Here is a 19476-nt window from a genome sequence, read left to right as displayed (position 1 = left end):
TTACAGAGAGAGAGGGATTGAAATGACGGAAGCCAACCATTCTATCACTTTAAAATTCAGAAAGTTCAATCGATTCTACACAAATGTTCTCGGCTTTCTTGATGAACATATTTATGACAGCCCGTTTTCCTTAACGGAAACCCGGATATTATTTGAGATCAAGAACACCAGCCATTGTACGGCCAAGCTGCTTCAGGATACACTCGGCCTGGATCGCGGCTATGTAAGCAGAATCCTCAAGCGGTTTGAAAAAGAACAGATGGTCTATAAGCAAAAAAGCGAAGAGGACAGCCGCAACCATTATATTTATTTAACCGAGTTCGGCAACACCATCTATAAAAAACTGGAGGGAAAAGCAAATCAGCAGATTGAATACATGCTGAAACATGTGGACGGCCAAAACCAAGAAAAGCTGGTCCAAGCCATGAATACGATTGAATGCATATTGTCAGAACACCTGTCTCCTGAAAAATCTGCGATTTCAATAAGAGATTACTATCTATCAGACGACATTAAGCTGATGATTGAAAAGCAGCGGACGTTTTATGCTGAGACACACGGCTGGGACCATACATTTTCAGCATATCTACATGAAACATTTGAATCCGAGATTGAAAAGATATGGATAGCCGAAAGTGCCGGAAGATTCGCGGGATGCGTCGGCCTTGTCAAACATCCCGGCAATACGGGGCAGCTCAGGTGGTTTCTTGTCGATTCCGCGTTCCGTCAGCAGGGGGTCGGTACACGGCTTCTTCAGCAGCTCATCGATTATTGCAAAGAAAAAAAATTTGAGCGGGTCTTTCTTTGGACGGTCAGCACGATGGCTGAAGCACGGCCGTTGTATGAAAAATTCGGATTCAGACTGACGGAAGTCAAAGATGAAACTTTATTATGGGGACAGCATCTCCGTGAAGAACGCTGGGATGCAGAGCTAGCCTGACGAAGTGGGAGGGTCTATGAAACGGAAATTACATTACGCGTGGATCATCGTTTTTGTGACATTTTTGACGCTTTTGGCCGTCCAGGGAGTCCGTCTTTCATTCGGTGCCTTTATCCAGCCGTGGGAAGAAGAATTTGCACTGGACAGGGGCACGATTTCACTGATCTCGATGCTGAGCTTCATTGTCTATGGGGTCTCCCAGCCTGTGATCGGCAGACTTGTCGACCGGTTCGGCCCCAGGATCATCTTATCATTCAGCACGCTCCTGGTTGGCTTGAGCATCTTTTTTACATATCTCGTGACTTCCCCATGGCAGCTGTTTATTCTGTACGGCATCATCGCTTCCCTTGGTGTCGGCGGTGCATCGAATGTCGCTTCAACCGTCATCGTCACCAACTGGTTCACCGAGAAGCGCGGGCTCGCATTCGGGATTATGGAGGCCGGGTTCGGTGCGGGGCAGATGCTTCTTGTACCGGGGTCTCTTATGCTGATTCACTGGTTTAACTGGAAAATCACTGTCATTGTCTTAGGCGCCTTTTTAATTTTCATCGTGTTTCCGATTGTTTTGCTGTTTTTAAGAAATCATCCGTCAGAAAAGGATGCACAGCCGATCGGCGGGTATCAGACTGAAGCAGCAAAAGGCGAACCGTCTGAGCAGGCTAAAAAGATACCGTACAAGGCAGTCTTTCTAAACCGGACATTTTGGTTTCTCATATTGCCGTTTTTTATTTGCGGGTTCACGACGACCGGGTTGATGGACACCCACCTTATTCCATTCTCACATGATCACGGGTTTTCAACAGGAGTCACCAGCGCAGCAGTCAGTCTGCTGGCCGGATTTAACATCATCGGCATTTTGGTTTCCGGTGTTGTGGCAGACCGCTGGAGCAGCAGAAAAATTTTATGTTTTTTATATGCCGTCCGCGCATTGTCTCTTGTTATTCTATTATCAAGCCATGAACCGATTCTCCTGCTCGGCTTTGCGATTTTGTTCGGTTTGGTTGACTTCGCGACCGTCGCTCCGACGCAAATGCTTGCAACCCAGTACTTCAGGCAGTACTCCGTCGGATTTATCCTCGGCTGGCTGTTTCTCAGCCATCAGATCGGTTCTGCACTGGGAGCGTATTTGCCGGGCGTATGGTACAGCCAGACAGGCAACTATAATCTGTCTTTCTACCTTTCAATCATCATATTGGCGGGAGCCAGCATTTTAAACATCCTGCTGCCTGAACCGAAAAAAATGAACCGCACACTGGATTCTGAAGCTCAGTCCGTCCAGCAAAACTGACAAAAAAGCCTGTTTTTGAATGGTCAAAAACAGGCTTTCAGCTTGTCCGCAGACTGTGACAGCCGAACATACTAAAAGATCCACTTTCTAAATTGCTCCACTTTATGTTCAAGGAGATGAACCGCTGCTTCCCCTTTTTCGAGCAGCTCCTGGGCGCTCATGACGGCTTGCTGCTCAAATAGCAAGCCCGCTTTTTCAGCTTTTAATGTCATGAGCTGTACTTGAATCGAATGCATATAGCCTTCATACTCATCATGCACAACATGGTACATAGCGGTATGGGCGCTGTCGCATTCATCAAAAAAATCTTCGGCCCGCTCGCCTGTCCAATGTATGCCGAGCTCAGGCTTCATGATTTGATCGATTTCCCCAGCACTGATCTGCTGTTCTTTTTGAATATCCTGCCGTGCTTTTTCCAGCCTGGACATTTTCTCTTCAACATATTTCAGCTCATGAGAAATACCGTTGCGGGCCAGTTTTATCTTATGACCAAAATCCACTGAATCTTCACCTCTTCAAACTAAAAACTGCTGCATACTAGTCATTCAGACACTAGGACTTTTCCAATGTTCAAATTATAAAGTGCAAAGTATTAGAACAAAATAGTTCTATATACTCTTTTTCCGCAAAACCCTTTAAAATGATATATTTTTTACAAGATATTTCATTTCACACAATATCAATCAAACTTATGAGCAATAGCAAAAAGCTCCTTTCCATTTAAGAAAGAAGCTTTTAAAACGATACTGCCATTCATTATGATGATTTGTTTTTATTGTAAATATCAAACGCAACGGCAATCAAAAGGACAAGTCCTTTAATCGCCTGCTGCCAGTCAATGCCAAGGCCGAGCAGTGACATGCCGTTGTTCATAACCCCCATGACAAGACCGCCGATAATCGCCCCGCCGATCGTGCCGATCCCGCCGTAGGCCGATGCGCCTCCAATAAAGCAGGCGGCTATCGCGTCAAGCTCAAACAGGTTTCCCGCTTTCGGCGTCGCTGCATTTAAGCGGGCTGCAAAAATCAAGCCTGAAAGTGCGGCCAAGACGCCCATATTGACGAACACCATGAATGTCAGCCGCTTCGTTTTGATCCCCGAAAGCTCCGCCGCTTTTTCGTTTCCGCCGATCGCATAGATTCTGCGGCCGATTACGGTTTTTTTCATGACAAATGTATAGCCTGCTACTAAGATAAACAAGGTAATCAAAATGATCGGTATACCTTCATAGGTTGCGAGAATGTAAGTGAAAAGGTTAATAATGGCGATAATAAACAATATTTTAACAACGAACAGACCTTTTCCCTGCAAGTCAAGCTGGTATTTCTTTTGTATATTTCTTTGCTGCAGCTGATATACGAGGTAAAGGATCGAGAGCCCCGCTCCAATGACAATCGTCGTCACATGGAGCATGCCTCCGTTCAGCCAGTCCGGGATAAAACCGGCAGCCATTTCTTGAAAGGATGCAGGAAATGGGGCGATCGACTTCCCTTCAAGAACGATCATCGTCAGCCCTCTGAACAAAAGCATGCCCGCCAATGTGACAATGAAAGCCGGAATCTTCACATAAGCGATCCAAAACCCCTGCCAGGCGCCGATAGCCGCTCCCAATAGCAGTGACAGCACGACAGCCGCAAAGAGCGGCATATCGTTTTCGATGATCATCATGGCGGATACGGCTCCGACAAAAGCGGCGACCGAACCGACTGATAAATCGATATGCCCCGTAATAATGACGAGCATCATCCCTATCGCCAAAATGAGAATATAGCTGTTTTGCAGAATCAGATTCGTGATATTTAGCGGTCTGAGCAAAATACCGTCCGTCAGTATTTGGAAAAGCAGCATGATGAACACGAGCGCAATGACCATGCTGTATTTCCTGATGTTCTGCTTATACATATCGCGAAACAGCTGCATATAACCGGACTCGGACCGGTCTTTATCCGTTTGCACCGGTGTCTGCATACGCCTCTCCCCCTTTCTTCATGCGGTTTGTCATATATTTCATCAGCCTCTCCTGGTCAGCTTCATCTTGAGAAAACTCTGCGGTGATTTCTCCTTCACACATCGTATAGATTCTGTCGCACATGCCCAGCAGTTCAGGAAGCTCAGAGGATATGATGATCACCGCTTTCCCTTCCTCAGCCAGCTGATTGATAATGGCATAGATTTCATATTTTGCGCCGACATCAATGCCTCGCGTCGGTTCATCAAGGATTAAAATATCGGGCTCCGCAAAAATCCATTTGCTCAGCATGACCTTTTGCTGGTTACCTCCGCTTAAGTTGCCGGTTGTCTGATAAATGTCCGGTGTCTTGATGTTTAATTTCCGGCGGAAGCCTTCAGCTTCGTTTTTCTCTTTTCGTTCATCCATCACCAGCCGCCGCGAAACCTTTTTTAATTTGGACAATGTAATATTTTTTTTAATGCTGTCCATTAAAATCAGACCGTTGCCTTTCCGGTCCTCTGTTACATAAACGATACCGTTTTTAATCGCGTCATCGGCATGGCGGATGCTTAATTTCTGCCCGTCTTTTTTGAGAGTGCCTGATATGTTTTTTCCATAGGACTTGCCAAAGATACTCATGGCAAGCTCTGTCCTGCCTGAGCCCATCAACCCCGCAATTCCGGCAATCTCGCCCTTTCTGACAGAAAGGTTTGCGCGATTCACCACTGTCCGGTCATGCTGAAGCGGATGGTGGACAGTCCAATCCTTCACTTCAAATATGACTTGGCCGATTTCAGCGTGTCTTTCAGGATAGCGGTTTTGCAGCTCGCGGCCGACCATGCCTCTGATGATTCGATTTTCGGTCAATTGCCCGCTCTGAACTTCAAGCGTTTCGATCGTCTGCCCGTCGCGGAGCACAGTGATCGAATCCGCCACTTTTGTGATTTCATTTAATTTATGAGAAATCATAATTGAAGAAATTCCTTGTCTCTTCAGCTCCAATAAGAGCTGCAGCAGGTTTTCGCTGTCAGCCTCATTTAATGCGGCCGTCGGCTCATCCAAAATTAACAGCTGCACTTTTTTAGCCAAAGCTTTCGCGATTTCAACCAATTGCTGTTTTCCGACCCCTATTTGTGAAACGAGCGTATTCGGCGATTCTTGCAGACCGACCTTTTTCATCAATTCAAGGGTTTCCCGCTTTGTTTCCCTCCAATTGATGACACCTCTTTTGGCCTGTTCATTTCCCAAAAAGAGATTCTCCGCAATGGAAAGCTGGGGGACCAGCGCCAGCTCCTGATGGATAATAACGATCCCCGCTTCCTCGCTTTGCTTGATACTTCTAAACTGGCAGACTTCCCCTTTATATAAGATGTCCCCTGTGTATGCCCCATATGGGTATACACCGCTGAGCACCTTCATCAGCGTCGATTTGCCTGCGCCGTTTTCCCCGCAGAGCGCATGGATTTCCCCTGCTTTGACGCGCAGATGAACATTGTTGAGCGCTTTGACGCCGGGAAATTCCTTCGTGATCCCTCTCATCTCCAATATGCAATCGGACATGACATCACTTCCCTAATTCCGATTCTTTATAGTAATCGCTTTCAACCAGCACCTTTTTGTAGTTCTCTTTATCGACGACGACAGGTTCAAGCAAGTAAGACGGAACGACTTTTTCCCCGTTGTCATATGTCTTTGTATCATTGACTTCGGCTTTTTCGCCCTTTAAGACAGACGTTGCCATTTCAACGGCTTTTTTCGCCAGTTCCCTCGTATCTTTAAAGATCGTTGACGTCTGTTCGCCTTTCATGATGGAATTGACGGAAGCGAGCTCAGCATCCTGTCCGGTGATGACCGGCAGCGGCTTTTTATCCGTTCCGTATCCGGCTCCCTTCAATGATGAAATGATTCCGATGCTAATGCCGTCATATGGTGAAAGCACCGCATCAAGCTTTGCTTTTGTATAATGGGCGCTCAGCAGGTTGTCCATACGCGCTTGTGCGGTCGCGCCGTCCCATCTCAATGTCGCTCCCTGTTCAAAAGCGGTCTGTTTGCTTAACACTTTCAATTTCCCGGAATCGATATAGGGTTTCAATACAGACATAGCACCGTCAAAGAAATAATGCGCGTTATTATCGTCGGGCGATCCGGCAAACAGTTCAATGTTAAACGGGCCTTTTCCGTCTTTCAAACCAAGCTTTTCTTCAATATAATTCCCTTGGAGCTCGCCGACCTTATGGTTGTCAAATGTCGCATAGTAGTCGACATGTTTGCTGTTCATCAGAAGCCTGTCGTAAGAAATGACTTTAATATCCTGTTTATTCGCTTTTTCAAGGACGTCAGTCAGCGCTTCTCCGTCAATGGAAGCGATGACGAGCACATTGACACCCTTTGTAATCATATTTTCAATTTGTGATACTTGGTTCTCAACAACGTCTTCTGCATATTGAAGATCTGTTTTATACCCGAGTTTTTCAAACTCTTTTACCATGTACTTTCCATCATAAACCCAGCGCTCTGAAGATTTTGTCGGCATTGAAATACCGACATAGCCTTTGTCTCCCCCTCCGCTTGCCTGATTGCCGGAGCAGGCGGAAACCATTAAACAAAAGAACAACGCCATGATAAACAGCCAGCTTTTTTTCACGCTTGATATCCCCCTTTTTCATTTCTCCCATCATGAATCATGCCAACTGTACCATTTCTTTTGGACGTCCGTCTTTTGAATTAATTAACTATTTTTATAAAAATCAGACTTTTTTAAAGCGCTTACATTACAACTTTCTTCCTATTTATTCAGGTTCCCGACATTCGGCGGTACTGATTTGGCGACGCGCCCATCGCTTTTTTAAACACAGTGCTGAAATAGTGCTGTGTATCATAGCCCGTTTGTTCAGCGATATCATGAATCGGCAAAGAGGTCGTCTGCAAAAGGTGAACCGCTTTTTGCATGCGCATCTCCGTCAGCAGCTGCACAAATGTCATGCCGAGCTCCCGCTTCATCATCCGGCTCAAATAGACTGAAGAAACCTGCAAGGCGCCTGCTGTCTGCTTTAAAGAAATCTCCCTTTCATCAAAATGCTGTTGCATATATTCTTTGGCGCGCGCCACAACCGGAGAGACATCAAATGCTTGGGAAACCTTTTGTTTGCAAAATTGATAGGCTTGGGAAACCGATTGATCCGTCTCAGCAGGCTTCACGAAACATGAGGCCGCACTGACTTGCAGCTCGGCTTGAATCATATCTTCAAGCGCCCGCTGCTCCGCTTCTGTGATGAAACGCCAAAGACATACGGAGACAAGGCGGTCAGCGTCAAAAAAAACGGCTTTTTCAGTTTCTTTGTTGAAAAATCGTTCAACCTTTTTTTTCAGGTTGTCAGCTTCAGATGGCTTGATCCATAAATTACCGGTGCTGATAACACCGAGCACCTCCGGCAGGCGCGCCGGCAGCTGAAGGCATTGAAGCTGCTGATAGACGTCTTCTCCCGCGCCCAGATCCTGTACCCACTGCTTGAAAAAATGTTCTTTCAGAAGGCTGAGGTTTTTTTGAATATGCTGCTCAGCGAGCTTTTGCTCGCGGCGTTTCTTTTTTTCGGATGCAAGTGAGCTGCTAATGTTCTGCAGCACCTTTCCTAGGTCGCCAGGGTCCACAGGCTTTAATAAATAATCATCAACATTCAGCCTGATCGCTTCCTGGGCATATGCAAACTGATCATAGCCCGTCACAATGACAAAACGGCAGAGCGGCAATTCACGACGCAGATTTTTCATCAGCGTCAACCCGTTGACAATCGGCATGTTCAAGTCGACGATCAATAAATCGATGTCATGTTTAAGCGCAAGCTCATGCGCTTCTTCACCATTTTCCGCTTCAGCCGACACTTCCATATGATATCGCTCCCATGACACAGCACCCCGTATACCCTCGCGAATCCACGGTTCATCATCGGCAATCAAAACCCGCCATTTCTCACACAAGCGCTCTCCCTCCTTTCGTTAAAATCGGCAGCCGAATCGCGACAGACGTTCCGGCTCCTTTTCGGCTTTCTACCGTTAAACCATACTGTTCTCCAAAGGTGAGGGCGATCCGTTCATGGACATTGATCATTCCGTAGCCTGCTGTATTTTCCCGTTTTTTGAATTGGTCAGTTATTTTTTTTAATGTCTTTTCATCCATTCCCGCCCCGTCATCTTCGACCTTTATCATCAGACAGCCGTCTTCTTCCTTCCCTTTGATCACGATGTGTCCCGGCCCCTTTTTTTCTTTAATGCCGTGATAAATCGCGTTTTCGACAATGGGCTGAAGCACCAGTTTTAAAATAAAACGTTCACCGGCAAACTCGGGTACCTCAAGTGAATAATTCAGTTTATCCCGATATCTCGCTTTTTGGATTTTCAAATAGTTTTCAACATGTTCGAATTCGTCTGATAAAGGAATCATGTCCCGTCCTTTGCTCAAAGATATGCGAAACAGCTTTGACAAAGCCTGCACCAAATCCGTAACCTCCTCAGCCCCTTTCTTTCTCGCCATCCAATTGATCGTATCCAGCGTGTTATAGAGAAAATGAGGATTGATTTGCGCCTGCAAAGCCCTTAATTCAGCTTCTCTTTTTTGCCGTTCCTGTTTCTCAGTTACGGACATCAGCTCTTGAATCCTGAGCATCAAACGGTTGAAGCTTTTTCCCAAAAGCCCGATTTCATCCTGCCTGTTCTCTTGGTAAAGTGTCGAAAAGTCTCCGCTCTCGGCTTTCTGCATAAAAGAATTCAGCTTCAGAATCGGCCTTGACATTGAATAGGACAAATAATAGGAAGCCGTCATTCCCAAAAACGCCGCAGCCAACAAAAACAACAGCACATATAAGTGGATTTCTTTCACTTCAAATACCGGTTCACCGGTTTTAAAGACGCCGACCGTCGTCCAGTTTGTAAAAGCGGAAGTCTCATAGATCAACTGGTAATCTTCCCCCTTGATCCGCTTTGAAAAATCGCCGGAGCTTTCCTGTTGAAACCATTGTTTCGGCAAAAACAGCTCTGAAGCCTCCGGAGAATAAATATCACCGCCGTTCTCATCCATAATCATGAGATAACCCGTTTTCCCCAAACGGATATTTTTTGTCGCTTCCGCCAGCACGCGCAGTTTCAGATCGATTAAAACCACGCCTTTGACACGTTGCGTCTCCGGATCTATCACAGCTCTGACGGCTGAGACGACTTCATCTTCCCTGTAGTGGACATGGTTTCTGATATTCCGGTTGACAGGCTTCCCGATCATCTTAAAAATTCCTTCATTTTTTACAGCCGCCTGATACCAAGGTTCCTTTGTCAAATCCGTCTGAGTCCGCTTATACATTTCATTGCTGATCATCTCACCCTCATCATTTACGACAAGAATGCCCGCCGCTTCAGAATACAGAGAGGTCAGCTCTTGCAAAAACGACCTTCGTTTGTAATCCGCTTCCCCGTCACCTTTTTTTTGATCAAAAAACGCTTCCATTTCTTCATTCATTGAAATCAAATAGGTCAGGTTCTGCATGTGGCTGACATAGACTTCAGTCGATTTATTTACTTCACCGATCAGCTGCAATGTATGATCGATCATCTGTTTTTCAATAATGCTCTCAACCGCCCATCCCGACAGAATACCCAAACCGATTGTCGGCAGCATGCTGATTAAAAGCAGCAGACTGATCAGCTTATAGCGGATCGGTACATTATTGATGGAGAGTTTAATCATTCGCATAGTAAGCTTCCACATTTTCTTTTGTAATGATCGTGATTCCCGTATCGATTGACGATGGAAGCGAGCGCGTATCTTTTAAATGGCGGTTTGAGTAAAACAGCATATGCAGCGACCAGTAGCCCATCTGCCATGTATCTTGTCCGAGAGTGGCTGAAATCGTTCCATCCTTGATGCCGTCAAGCGTTTTTTTATCTTTATCAAAACCGATGATATGGACTTTCTTTTCTAATCCCGCCGCTTTTACAGCCTGGGCCACCCCGCTCGCTCCATTTGCTTCCGTCGTGAAAATCCCTTGAATGTCCGGGTTTTTTTTCAAAATGGCCGCCGCTTCTTTTTTCGAAGTCAGTTCATCCCCTTTGCCGTCTAAAACAGCGTAGACCTTCATCTTCGGATAATGTTGTTCAATCGTTTGTTTAAATCCCTCTGTCCTTTCCTCTTGATTATACTGCCGCGGCTGGGTAATCACGGCTGTTTCGCCCTTTTCATCCAAAAATTCAGCCATCTGCCTGGCAGCTGCGGAGCCCGCTTCCATATTGTTTGTGCCGATATATGTTGAAGCTTTACTGAGGGGGGCATCTGAATCAAATAGAACGATCGGAATGCCCTGCTCATACGCCTTGTCGATCACGGGATTCAAAGCCTCGGAATCAATCGCGGAAACAGCGATCCCTGCCGGCTTTTTTGCAATGACCTGTTCGAGTACAGTCATTTGTTCATGAACATCATAATGGGCCGCCCCACGGTATTCGACAGAGACATTGAAAAGCTGTGCAGCATCTTCAAAGCCTTTCAAACCGCTCTTCCAATATTCAATTCCCGACTGAAACGTCACCATCACGAACTTTTCCGAAAGGTTTCCCACTAAAGGGCTTCCGCTTTCTCCTGCGGCAGATCCCGCTTTATCGCTGCGGGAATAATCATAAACATAAAGAAAAAACAAACAAAGCATGACCGCATAAACAACTAACAGCTTCTTCATCCTCATCCCCCTGTTGGTCAGGGGAAAGACAGCGTTTCCAATCATCATTGACCGCGTATTTGGCAGCATATGTTCTGAGAATCCGGCTGGAAATATTGTCAGGAAACTCGTCCTGCCCCCTTTTTCATCATAAACAGACAAATACCCCTCCTTGTTCATATGAAATACCTAAATTATTTGACATTTCGTCTGAAATACCTTGTTCGGCCTCTCGAAAGGTCACTTTTTTCTTAAAATAACCTTAAATTTCGTGAAACAGAAAATAAATATGATAAAAAAACAAGCCATAAGAACCATGCCTTTTAACCCTATAAAAAAAGGGAAAATGCCGGAAATTCCAGCCATGATAAAGAACGATTGCTTATTTTCATTAAAAACATTCTTTTGATCATGGTTCATTTTTCCTATTCAACTCATTTATACCATGTTGTAACATTATTAAGGTCCTTTACTAAATGATTCCAACAGGCCATTTGAATCAAATTGCCGGGAGGTGGCAGACCATGATCATCTGGGAAAAAACGGTCCTATATGGCATGCAGGGCACACTAGTCATCAAAAAAGAACAGCTGACACATCTGAAAAATTGCAAATCTGAATTAACAATCACAAAAGAGGAATTTGAGGATTCGAAAAGCAGCATCAAAGAGCCCGGACTGTCTTCAACGACATGGCAGGGCAGCCTTGCCGATTCCTTTAAAAACGTCAGAAACGATATGAAATCGGCCTACAATGATATTTGCGGGAAGCAATTGAATGAGGTGTTTAAAAAATTAAACGAGCGCATCGCTTCTTTAAAAGATGAAATTCATTCACTCGGCCAAGATATCAGCTCATTAAAAAAGAAAATTGAGAAGCTGGAAAAAGAAGAAAAAGAGGCCCGCCGCTAAAGGAGTCATAAACATGAGCCAAGAAATCAAAGTCAAAACCGGTGAAGTTAAACACGCCCTCTCAAAGCTGAAGCACTCCGCCGAGGGGATCAAGTCGAGCGTACCGACAGACATCAGCGGCAAAAACCACCTTGATGTCGTCAAAAAAATCGAAGAAATGAATAAAGACTTAAAAGAACTGGCAGAAACCTACGCTTCGGCTCTCTCCAAACAAATCGCCCAAACCGAATCAGCAGTGGAGACGATGAAAGACACAGACAAAAAACTGGCATCATCCATCAAAAGCAAGTAGAAGGAAGGGAATCGCATTGAAAACATTAGATGTCCAGGCATTTCAAAACGGCCTCGACAAAACGCTGACTGAATTGAAAAACCAGGAAGACGACATTTCAAAAGTCAAACAAAGCGTCAAAGGCATCACCTCTCTCGACGACGCCTTAAAAGGCGCGGGAGGCGAGGCGATCCGTTCCTTCTACGAAGAGTGCCACACCACTTTTCTTCTTTTTTATGAATCTTTTATCTCCGACTATAAAGGAATTTTAGAAAAGGCGAAAAGTGCGCTCAGCTCCCTGGAGCCAACTGAAAACGGCTTTATCTCGCAAAGCTTTCTCGAAAACGAACTCCATGACGGCGTCAGCCAGGCTGAATCATTGACAGCCAGACTGACAGCAAAAGCCAATCAGACAGCCGCCACTGTCAGCCACATTGTCGACCTGCCCGATCTCGACGATTCCGCCGTCAACGAAAACGCCAAAAAAGCCCAACGACAAATCAGCGAGACAATCGAAAAAATCTACAACTTCGACCGCGAACAAACAAACGCGCTGAAAACCGCGCGAAAAGACCTCGACACGATGAAGCAGTACATCGAGCAGTTGGAGAAGATGTATACAGGGCCGAGGATTGAGATCTCTAAATATAAGAGCGGGTCGATCCTGGAAGCGCAAAACGATTCAACAATCAATCAAACGTCAGGCAACCTGCAAAGTGATCTGCAAAACACCGTCGAAACGCCGATGGAGAAAATGCTTGGACGGCTCGGCGAAAAAGATGAAAATGGCAAAATCGATGATGCAACAAAAGAAGAGCTTCCATTTGAGATCGATTGGGCGTATCCTGTATCCAGTGCAGGAAGTTTGTATGGGACGACTACTGCTGCAAAGGATTTTGGGACGAGTGTAAAGCACGGCACTAAAGATGGGGTAAGTATTAAAAAAGTTGTAAAAACTACAAAAAACGGAAAGGAAATAACATCTTATAAAGTTAAGAATGGTAAAGTCATTAATATTAAGGGACAAAATTATGCTGACACATGGACTGAATCGCAATTGAAGGCCGGACATACACCTGAAATAGCTAGACAAACAAGAGTTCCTTCCGCAATAAAAGGCGCAATGAAAAGCAAACTGGGCTGGGCTGGTGTCGCAATTACAACCGGAGAAGATCTTATACATAATATAAATGACCCAAATGTTTCAGTGGAAAAAACGGTTGGAGATGTTGGAGTAGACGTCGGAATTGGAGCAGCGACTCTAGGTGTCGGTGCTGCGGCAGGTGCTATAGCAATAGGAACTTTTGGTGCCCCAGTTATAGCAGCTGGTGCTGCGGCATTCGTTGCTTCAATGTTTGTATCGGAATTATTAGGCGGAGTAAAATGGGGTGAAGATAAAAAAAGCATAACAGATATGGCTAAAGAAGGAGTAGAGTCTGGAATAAAAACTATAGCAGGTTGGTTCAAATAAAGCAGATAAGGAGTTTGAAATTTTGATAAAGTTGGACGGTAAAGTTAAGTACGGAAATTTGCCTTCAGAAATCCAAACACATCTAACACCTATTGTCACGAAAGATGACAAAATTGCCTTGTTATTTTGTATTGTTGTATTTCTAGACTTAGTATGTGCTATTCCATTATTAGTTAATGGAGAAAGACTTTTTACTTTGGTAGCTCTGCCATTTATGATCGGCATTAACATTTGGACATTGATAGTCATGTTTATGAAAATTAGTAGCCATAATGCTTTACACTTTACATTATATAAAGGCGGAACTGGCACTGTTTTATCATTTTGTTATTTTGTGCTATCACAAAAATACGGTTTTTCTGTGTTAGGTTCCAATCCTTTATATATGATGACTTCTTTGTTGGCTTATCTCATCGTGATTATTGGCTTTATTCGATACTACTTAGTAATCTTTCCAAATTATAAAAGAAAAAAGAAAAATAGCCCGGCTTGGGGAACATACCTGTTAACTTTAGGACCAGGAGCAGGATATATAGCCGCACAATTCATATTTCGTTTTTCAGACTCAGTAGCTGATTTATTTATGAGTTATATGTATCTGTTTATGGGTTGTTTATCTTCTTACGTCGGCGTTAAGTTTGTCCATCAGTTTATCTTTGTTAAGGCCAATCAAGACATCATAAATCAAAGATTAGGAAAGGGGAGATTCAGCCATGACCCAAAATAAATTATTGCCAATCGGCTCTATCGTCTTGTTAGAAGGCGGAACAAAGAGATTAATGATATACGGAAGAAAGCAGATTATGGTCAGCAATAATCCAAAGATGTTTGATTATATCGGCGTTTTCTATCCTGAAGGTTATATTGATCCTGAACATGCATTTGCATTTAACCATTCAGACATTGAAAAAGTGATTTTCGAAGGCTATCAAGACGAGGAAGAAATCGAGTTTCAGCAAGTTCTGGCTGAAGCGGTGATGGATTAAAATTCTAAGCATCTCACATCGAGATGCTTTCTCTTATGCTGATTTTTAACACCGGAGGAACGGAAGCTTGCTGAAATTAAAAGAACGTGCGACATACAAAAATTTACCCGACAATATTCAATCTCATTTGACAGCTTCCATCAGCCGGGAAACGAAATGGGGAATGGCTTGTTTTATCGTTTTGATGCTGGATATTCTATGCTTATTCCCTTTGCTGGCGAACGAAATCAAGTGTTTTACTTTCGCCGCCGTACCTGTCGCCATCGTGATGAATATATGGATGATCATCATGAATGTCAAAAACATAACCAGCTATCATCATAAACTCAAATATGTTCGCTTTATGGGCGTATCGCTCAGCGCTATATCGTATTGCCAGTTGATCGTGTCGCAAAAGTTGATGTTTGCAGCGTTTGGCTTTCATGTGCCATTGATCATTCTGTCTCTGTTCATATATGCTGCCGTCATTTTCCTCGCTATTCGGTACTACTTGGTTGTCTTCCCTGATGATAAACGAAACAAAAGAAGCGCATCTTCTTGGGCCGTCGGCTTTTTCATGATTTGCCCAGCAGCAGGTTATATCATATCTCACATTGCTTTGCATTTTTCCGAGTCTGTCGTCAACCTGTTTATCAGTATCGTCTATTTGCTTATGGCTTGCCTATTTTCTTACACGGGGATCAAAATCATCCACAAATACTTTTTCATTAAAGCCAATCAAGATATCATCGGCCAAAATATCAGACTTTATACGGCCATAAAACTTGAAGGAGATGTCATTCGTGAAACGCAGAAATAAAATCATTCTCTCAATCTATCTCATATATGTAGCAGGCATTCTTTTGACCGGTTTTATCAATCCTTCAATGAACTGGAAAGAAAAAAATTTTGTTATTGGCTTTATGCTCATGGGAACATCTTTTTTCGCATTCATGATTTATCTCATCTTGAATAAGGTTCTCAAGGATCAAAGCGAGCCTCAAAGAAATATCGTCGCGAAAATATTTTGGAAAAAATATAGAAAGCCTTTTACGCTCTCTTTCTATCTCGTCGGCATCCTCGTTTCAGGAACATCCGTCTTTTCCCTGCCTGATTTCTCTCTCACTTGGAAGTTCGGCGTGTTTGCGGTTATGTTTCTCGTGATGTCAGGCGGCTTTTTTGCGGCCTATAAAGTGACGAATCACATGTTGCAGAAATAATAAAAGGACCATGGTTCCCCACGGTCCTTCTGTTATTTCTGCAACTCCTCAAGCGTCTCCTCCCACCGCCGCAAAACCGAATCTTCATCTTTCAGCTCAATCTGAACACCCGCGATGATATCGGCGTATTTGGCGGTGTCTTCGCGGGCTGATTTGACAGTGCCGGCAAAGCGCGCTCTCGGGTATTTGGCGTCTTTTAAGTCTGGCAGTTTCGTTAAAGACAGCCGCACATAATGAGCTTTGCCTTTCCACCATGTGACGAAGAGCGCCCGGCCTGTGCGGGTGATGTTTGCCGTTGTTGTTGTGCCTTGCCAAAGAGCAAGGCGGACATCGGTGTCGTTCAAGGCGAGGATTTCTCCGGCGCTGATCATGGCCGTGTGGGGCCAGCCGTCTTCGGTGACGGTCTGAAGCATCATCGCCTCATGCCGTTTCGCGGCGAGTTTCTGTCCGTTTAAGAGTTGAAATAGTTCGTTTGATAGTTGAGCCATGCCGGATGCCCCCCCTTTAGATTTTCCGCTTTGGAATCGCCGGCACGTGGACGGCCGTTTCGACTTCGGAAGGATCGATTTTAAAAGCCGGATTGTATGTTGCAGGATTTGTGATCGTTTCGGGCTCAGACGATCTCCATGTAAAAAAACAATGTTGGCATTGATAGACTTCCCATGCTCCTTCAACGGGAGACTTGCTGACAGTTTCCGCTTTTTTTAAGTCGCAGCGCGGACATGTATGCATAATGAAACACTCTCCTATCTTATTGATTTAATAGATTCATTAATTTTTGTTCCCATTCTTTCGTGGTTAGAGGGGAATCAAGCGGCTGTGAATAGTGGCCTCTTGTTTCCGGTGCTGCCGGTGTTGTCGCATCCAAAATCATTTTGTGGGTGATGCCGGCCGGATTTGAACCCGGGTCGAGCGGCAGTACGGATAGATCCGGGATTGTGACCGCATCGTGTTTCGGGTGCATTTTTGTCGAAATCGCCCACATCACTTGCGGCAGATTAAACGGATCGACGTCTTCGTCAACGACGATGACCATTTTGCAGTAGCCGAGGCCGTGCGGTGTTGTCAGCGCACGCATTCCGACCGCTTTTGCAAATCCGCCGTAGCGGCTTTTCGTTGAAACAATCCCGATCAGCCCGTGGGTGTACATCGCATTGACGGCGACGATTTCTTCCGGATACGCTTCTTTCAGCTGCTGATAAAGCGGCACACATGTATTGACGCCGATCATATAGTCGCATTCCGTCCATGGCATGCCTAAGTATAAGTGCTCAAAAATCGGATTCGTGCGGTGGGATACGCGTTTGATTTTGATGATCGGCATGCTGCGGCCGCCTGAATAGTGGCCGGTAAATTCGCCGAACGGACCTTCAAATTCGCGTTCCCCGGCAATGATTTCACCTTCAAGGACGACTTCGGCTCCCCATGGGATATCTAAGTTGGAAAGCTTAGATTTGACGATTTTATACGGCTCACCTTGAAGCGCGCCTGCCATTTCGTATTCTGACTGATCGTATAAGAGCGGTGTTGACGCCGCTGTTGTAATGACAGGTTCACAGCCGAGGGCGATTGTGACGGGAAGGTTTTCGCCGCGTTCTTCAGCCTGCCGCAAATGAATGGCAATATCGTGCTGAGGTACGGGCTGGATGCCGAGGCGGTCTTTCCCTTTCACCTGCATTCTGTAAATGCCGACATTTTGTTTTCCAAAGTTTTCAGGGTCTTCGACATCTCTTGAAATGACGCAGGCTTTGTCCAAATAATAGCCTCCGTCGCCTTGGTTGATGCGGAAGAGCGGTAAAATATCAAACAGGTTGATGTCCTCCGTGATTTCATTTTCATGAAACGGCGCCGTTTCTTCTCTTTGAACCTTCACAGGAAATTGGTCGTAGCGGCGGGCAAACTCAAAAAACTGTTCTTTGACGGGTGTGTCTTTCGGAAGACCCAGCATTAAAGCGTGGTTCGGCCAGGAGCCGATGACGTTCATTGCGATTTGCGCATTGTTGTATCCGTATATATTATTGAACAGCAAAGCGGGTGATTGATCCCCGAGGTTGTTCACGGCGCGCGCAGCGGCGCCCAAGTCGGGTTCCGGTTTTACCTCTTCCTGCACCTCAAGAAGCTGTCCTTCTTTTTTTAATGCGTTTAAAAAGTCCCTAAAGTCTTGATAAGCCATTCTGTTATCCTCCTTTTATTTTGCCTGTTTCATTCCTTCCCAGCGTTTCGCTTCAGACAGATGGATGCCAAACTGGTCAAGCGTCCGGAATACAATGTGGTCGACCATGTCCATGAGATTTTGGGGATGGTTATAGAAAGCCGGCATGGGCGGAAGAATCATCACACCCATACGCGATAGTTCAAGCATGTTTTCAAGATGAATTTGATTGAGCGGGGTTTCCCTCGTCAAAAGGATCAGTTTTTTCCGTTCCTTCAGCATCACGTCCGCTGAACGGGTCAGCAGATTATCCGCCAAACCGGTGCGGATGCCTGCCAATGTTTTCATACTGCAAGGTGCTACAATCATTCCGTCTGTTTGAAAGGAACCGCTTGAAATACGGGCGGCTTGGTCTTTATGTGAATATGTAAAAGACGCAAGCTTTTCTAAATCCTTGATTGTATATCCTGTTTCATGCTGAATGGTTGCGCCTGCCCACGGAGAGATGACCAGATGTGTTTCAGCGCCGGCTTTTTTCAGCCACTCCAGCATCCGCACGCCAAAGATGGCGCCGGTCGCGCCCGTGATTCCGACGATGATCTTCATATGCGTCCTCCTTTCTGTCCTGTGATGCCTTCAAATAAAATGATACTCCTCTATTTACCATATTGAAAATATCTATTAAATCTATATATAATACCTAAAAGGTATATCATTAGGAGTGCTGATGAAAATGGATATTCGCCAATTAAAATACTTTGTCACGATTGCCCAGGAAGGAAAAATCACAACGGCTGCAAAGAAGCTTCATATCGCCCAGCCGCCGTTAAGCAGACAGTTGAAGCAAATGGAAGAGGAGCTCGGTGTCGTCTTATTTGACCGCAACAAAAAGAAAAACCTGACGCTGACCTATGAAGGAGAAGTTTTTCTGAAAAGGGCGAAAGACATTTTGCATAAACTTGAGGATTCCATCTTGGAAGTGCGGGAGCTGCGTGAAGAAGTCAACGGGACACTTGCTGTCGGTTCAACGATTTACTGTGCAGCCCTTTTGCTGTCAAAGGTCTCACAGATCAGAGAAATGTACCCCAACTTAATGTTTAACATTTGGGAAGGAGAGCCCGTGCGGCTGAATGAACTGCTGGAAAGCCGGCAGATTGATGCAGCAATTACGACTACGCCTTTCTACAGCAAAAACTTTGAATCAAAAAACTTGCCCGACATCCCCTGCAAGCTCGTTCTCCCGGGGAATCAATCATACGGACTCAGCGGGGAAGCCGGGATGAAAGACATTTCCGAACTGCCGTTGATTCTGCTCAGGCCCGCCCACGGAAAAGGGATTTACGATGAGGTCGTTCACAGCTTTCAAACATACGGTTTAGAGCCGACAGTCGTCTGTGAGTGCCATGATTCAACAACACTGCTCAGCCTCGTCACTTCGGGATTCGGAGCGACCATTCTGCCATTATCCATGCTTCCGGAGCATTTTGCCCGGCATGTCCAGACGTTAGAGATTAAAGACAATCCGTTTATTTTGACGCCGTCCGTCGTCTGGCGGGCCAACAGCTTTTTGCCGAAACCTGTGAGACAATTTTTGAGTTTGTTCTAAAGCCGG

At 45.2% G+C, this 19476-nt stretch carries 20 protein-coding genes and 1 pseudogene; 10 read left to right on the top strand and 11 right to left on the bottom strand.

Translation table 11 applies throughout. The annotated features are described in order from the left end of the window. Positions 1 to 22 precede the first annotated feature (22 nt). On the top strand, positions 23 to 940 hold the full coding sequence (locus BTA30_RS01425; RefSeq protein ID WP_076758321.1) for a bifunctional helix-turn-helix transcriptional regulator/GNAT family N-acetyltransferase: 918 nt from the start codon (positions 23 to 25) through the stop codon (positions 938 to 940). 16 nt (positions 941 to 956) lie between these two features. Continuing rightward, positions 957 to 2228, top strand: coding sequence for an MFS transporter (locus BTA30_RS01420; protein ID WP_076758319.1), 1272 nt, complete (start codon positions 957 to 959; stop codon positions 2226 to 2228). Between the two features lie 71 nt (positions 2229 to 2299). On the opposite strand, the gene BTA30_RS01415 is transcribed toward BTA30_RS01420, so the two are convergent. The 7 genes from BTA30_RS01415 to BTA30_RS01385 all read right to left on the bottom strand — a co-directional run bounded on the left by BTA30_RS01415 (position 2300) and on the right by BTA30_RS01385 (position 10895). Then, positions 2300 to 2728, bottom strand: a complete 429-nt coding sequence (locus BTA30_RS01415) for a hypothetical protein (protein ID WP_076758317.1) — start codon at positions 2726 to 2728, stop codon at positions 2300 to 2302. Between the two features lie 256 nt (positions 2729 to 2984). After that, a complete protein-coding gene (gene mmsB / locus BTA30_RS01410; protein WP_076758314.1) occupies positions 2985 to 4196 on the bottom strand; it encodes a multiple monosaccharide ABC transporter permease in 1212 nt (403 codons plus the stop codon). Beyond that, positions 4171 to 5739, bottom strand: a complete 1569-nt coding sequence (gene mmsA / locus BTA30_RS01405; RefSeq protein ID WP_076758312.1) for a multiple monosaccharide ABC transporter ATP-binding protein — start codon at positions 5737 to 5739, stop codon at positions 4171 to 4173. Before mmsA ends, mmsB begins: the two co-directional genes overlap by 26 nt. 4 nt (positions 5740 to 5743) lie before the next feature. Beyond that, positions 5744 to 6823, bottom strand: coding sequence for a multiple monosaccharide ABC transporter substrate-binding protein (gene chvE, locus BTA30_RS01400; RefSeq protein WP_076758309.1), 1080 nt, complete (start codon positions 6821 to 6823; stop codon positions 5744 to 5746). Between the two features lie 149 nt (positions 6824 to 6972). After that, the gene (locus BTA30_RS01395) at positions 6973 to 8154 is read right to left on the bottom strand and encodes a response regulator transcription factor (RefSeq protein WP_076758307.1); all 1182 of its coding nucleotides are present in this window, start codon (positions 8152 to 8154) and stop codon (positions 6973 to 6975) included. Beyond that, positions 8147 to 9910 carry a cache domain-containing sensor histidine kinase gene (locus BTA30_RS01390; protein WP_326140178.1) on the bottom strand — a complete coding sequence of 588 codons (1764 nt, stop codon included), beginning with the start codon at positions 9908 to 9910 and terminating at the stop codon, positions 8147 to 8149. Before BTA30_RS01390 ends, BTA30_RS01395 begins: the two co-directional genes overlap by 8 nt. Next, positions 9903 to 10895 (bottom strand): substrate-binding domain-containing protein, encoded by a 993-nt coding sequence (locus BTA30_RS01385; RefSeq protein ID WP_076758372.1) that lies wholly within the window; start codon positions 10893 to 10895, stop codon positions 9903 to 9905. The genes BTA30_RS01390 and BTA30_RS01385 overlap by 8 nt, the downstream gene beginning before the upstream one ends. Positions 10896 to 11401: 506 nt before the next feature. Between BTA30_RS01385 and BTA30_RS01375 the strand changes: the two genes are divergently transcribed. From BTA30_RS01375 to BTA30_RS01345, 7 genes are all read left to right on the top strand, one after another. Further along, a complete protein-coding gene (locus BTA30_RS01375) occupies positions 11402 to 11785 on the top strand; it encodes a YwqH-like family protein (RefSeq protein ID WP_076758370.1) in 384 nt (127 codons plus the stop codon). Positions 11786 to 11798: 13 nt separating this feature from the next. Beyond that, the gene (locus BTA30_RS01370) at positions 11799 to 12077 is read left to right on the top strand and encodes a YwqI/YxiC family protein (RefSeq protein WP_076758299.1); all 279 of its coding nucleotides are present in this window, start codon (positions 11799 to 11801) and stop codon (positions 12075 to 12077) included. Positions 12078 to 12093: 16 nt separating this feature from the next. After that, positions 12094 to 13527 (top strand): ribonuclease YeeF family protein, encoded by a 1434-nt coding sequence (locus BTA30_RS23595; RefSeq protein WP_239693585.1) that lies wholly within the window; start codon positions 12094 to 12096, stop codon positions 13525 to 13527. Positions 13528 to 13549: 22 nt separating this feature from the next. Next, a complete protein-coding gene (locus BTA30_RS01360) occupies positions 13550 to 14254 on the top strand; it encodes a hypothetical protein (protein ID WP_076758297.1) in 705 nt (234 codons plus the stop codon). Next, positions 14241 to 14513: a DUF4176 domain-containing protein gene (locus BTA30_RS01355; RefSeq protein ID WP_076758295.1), complete on the top strand. Its 273-nt coding sequence runs from the start codon at positions 14241 to 14243 to the stop codon at positions 14511 to 14513. Before BTA30_RS01360 ends, BTA30_RS01355 begins: the two co-directional genes overlap by 14 nt. A 67-nt stretch (positions 14514 to 14580) precedes the next feature. Beyond that, positions 14581 to 15312: a hypothetical protein gene (locus tag BTA30_RS01350; protein ID WP_076758293.1), complete on the top strand. Its 732-nt coding sequence runs from the start codon at positions 14581 to 14583 to the stop codon at positions 15310 to 15312. Continuing rightward, on the top strand, positions 15287 to 15712 hold the full coding sequence (locus BTA30_RS01345; RefSeq protein WP_239695193.1) for a hypothetical protein: 426 nt from the start codon (positions 15287 to 15289) through the stop codon (positions 15710 to 15712). Before BTA30_RS01350 ends, BTA30_RS01345 begins: the two co-directional genes overlap by 26 nt. Positions 15713 to 15744: 32 nt before the next feature. On the opposite strand, the gene BTA30_RS01340 is transcribed toward BTA30_RS01345, so the two are convergent. The 4 genes and pseudogenes from BTA30_RS01340 to BTA30_RS01325 all read right to left on the bottom strand — a co-directional run. Beyond that, positions 15745 to 16200, bottom strand: coding sequence for a pyridoxamine 5'-phosphate oxidase family protein (locus BTA30_RS01340; RefSeq protein WP_076758288.1), 456 nt, complete (start codon positions 16198 to 16200; stop codon positions 15745 to 15747). A 16-nt stretch (positions 16201 to 16216) separates the two neighbouring features. Beyond that, on the bottom strand, positions 16217 to 16444 hold the full coding sequence (locus tag BTA30_RS01335; RefSeq protein WP_076758285.1) for a non-oxidative hydroxyarylic acid decarboxylases subunit D: 228 nt from the start codon (positions 16442 to 16444) through the stop codon (positions 16217 to 16219). Between the two features lie 19 nt (positions 16445 to 16463). Beyond that, a complete protein-coding gene (locus BTA30_RS01330) occupies positions 16464 to 17885 on the bottom strand; it encodes a non-oxidative hydroxyarylic acid decarboxylases subunit C (RefSeq protein WP_076758283.1) in 1422 nt (473 codons plus the stop codon). A 15-nt stretch (positions 17886 to 17900) separates the two neighbouring features. Then, a pseudogene (locus tag BTA30_RS01325) lies at positions 17901 to 18473 on the bottom strand (non-oxidative hydroxyarylic acid decarboxylases subunit B); the annotation flags it as partial. 124 nt (positions 18474 to 18597) lie between these two features. Between BTA30_RS01325 and BTA30_RS01320 the strand changes: the two are divergent. Further along, positions 18598 to 19470, top strand: coding sequence for a LysR family transcriptional regulator (locus BTA30_RS01320; RefSeq protein ID WP_076758278.1), 873 nt, complete (start codon positions 18598 to 18600; stop codon positions 19468 to 19470). Positions 19471 to 19476: the final 6 nt, after the last annotated feature.

Origin of the sequence: Bacillus swezeyi (genome assembly GCF_001969815.1) — a bacterium.
Lineage (GTDB): Bacteria > Bacillota > Bacilli > Bacillales > Bacillaceae > Bacillus > Bacillus swezeyi.
The sequence above is the reverse complement of the archived record's forward strand: the minus strand, read 5'-3'. Positions and strand labels throughout refer to the sequence as shown.

What these genes read in the sequence shown, in the direction of transcription:
- BTA30_RS01385 (WP_076758372.1), bottom strand. Translation starts at nt 10,895, where the DNA reads ATGAAGAAGCTGTTAGTTGTTTATGCGGTCATGCTTTGTTTGTTTTTT.
- BTA30_RS01330 (WP_076758283.1), bottom strand. Translation starts at nt 17,885, where the DNA reads ATGGCTTATCAAGACTTTAGGGACTTTTTAAACGCATTAAAAAAAGAA.
- BTA30_RS01320 (WP_076758278.1), top strand. Translation starts at nt 18,598, where the DNA reads ATGGATATTCGCCAATTAAAATACTTTGTCACGATTGCCCAGGAAGGA.
- BTA30_RS01420 (WP_076758319.1), top strand. Translation starts at nt 957, where the DNA reads ATGAAACGGAAATTACATTACGCGTGGATCATCGTTTTTGTGACATTT.
- BTA30_RS01390 (WP_326140178.1), bottom strand. Translation starts at nt 9,910, where the DNA reads ATGATTAAACTCTCCATCAATAATGTACCGATCCGCTATAAGCTGATC.
- BTA30_RS01345 (WP_239695193.1), top strand. Translation starts at nt 15,287, where the DNA reads ATGTCATTCGTGAAACGCAGAAATAAAATCATTCTCTCAATCTATCTC.
- BTA30_RS01355 (WP_076758295.1), top strand. Translation starts at nt 14,241, where the DNA reads ATGACCCAAAATAAATTATTGCCAATCGGCTCTATCGTCTTGTTAGAA.
- mmsB (WP_076758314.1), bottom strand. Translation starts at nt 4,196, where the DNA reads ATGCAGACACCGGTGCAAACGGATAAAGACCGGTCCGAGTCCGGTTAT.
- BTA30_RS01335 (WP_076758285.1), bottom strand. Translation starts at nt 16,444, where the DNA reads ATGCATACATGTCCGCGCTGCGACTTAAAAAAAGCGGAAACTGTCAGC.
- BTA30_RS01370 (WP_076758299.1), top strand. Translation starts at nt 11,799, where the DNA reads ATGAGCCAAGAAATCAAAGTCAAAACCGGTGAAGTTAAACACGCCCTC.
- mmsA (WP_076758312.1), bottom strand. Translation starts at nt 5,739, where the DNA reads ATGTCCGATTGCATATTGGAGATGAGAGGGATCACGAAGGAATTTCCC.
- BTA30_RS01340 (WP_076758288.1), bottom strand. Translation starts at nt 16,200, where the DNA reads ATGGCTCAACTATCAAACGAACTATTTCAACTCTTAAACGGACAGAAA.
- BTA30_RS01425 (WP_076758321.1), top strand. Translation starts at nt 23, where the DNA reads ATGACGGAAGCCAACCATTCTATCACTTTAAAATTCAGAAAGTTCAAT.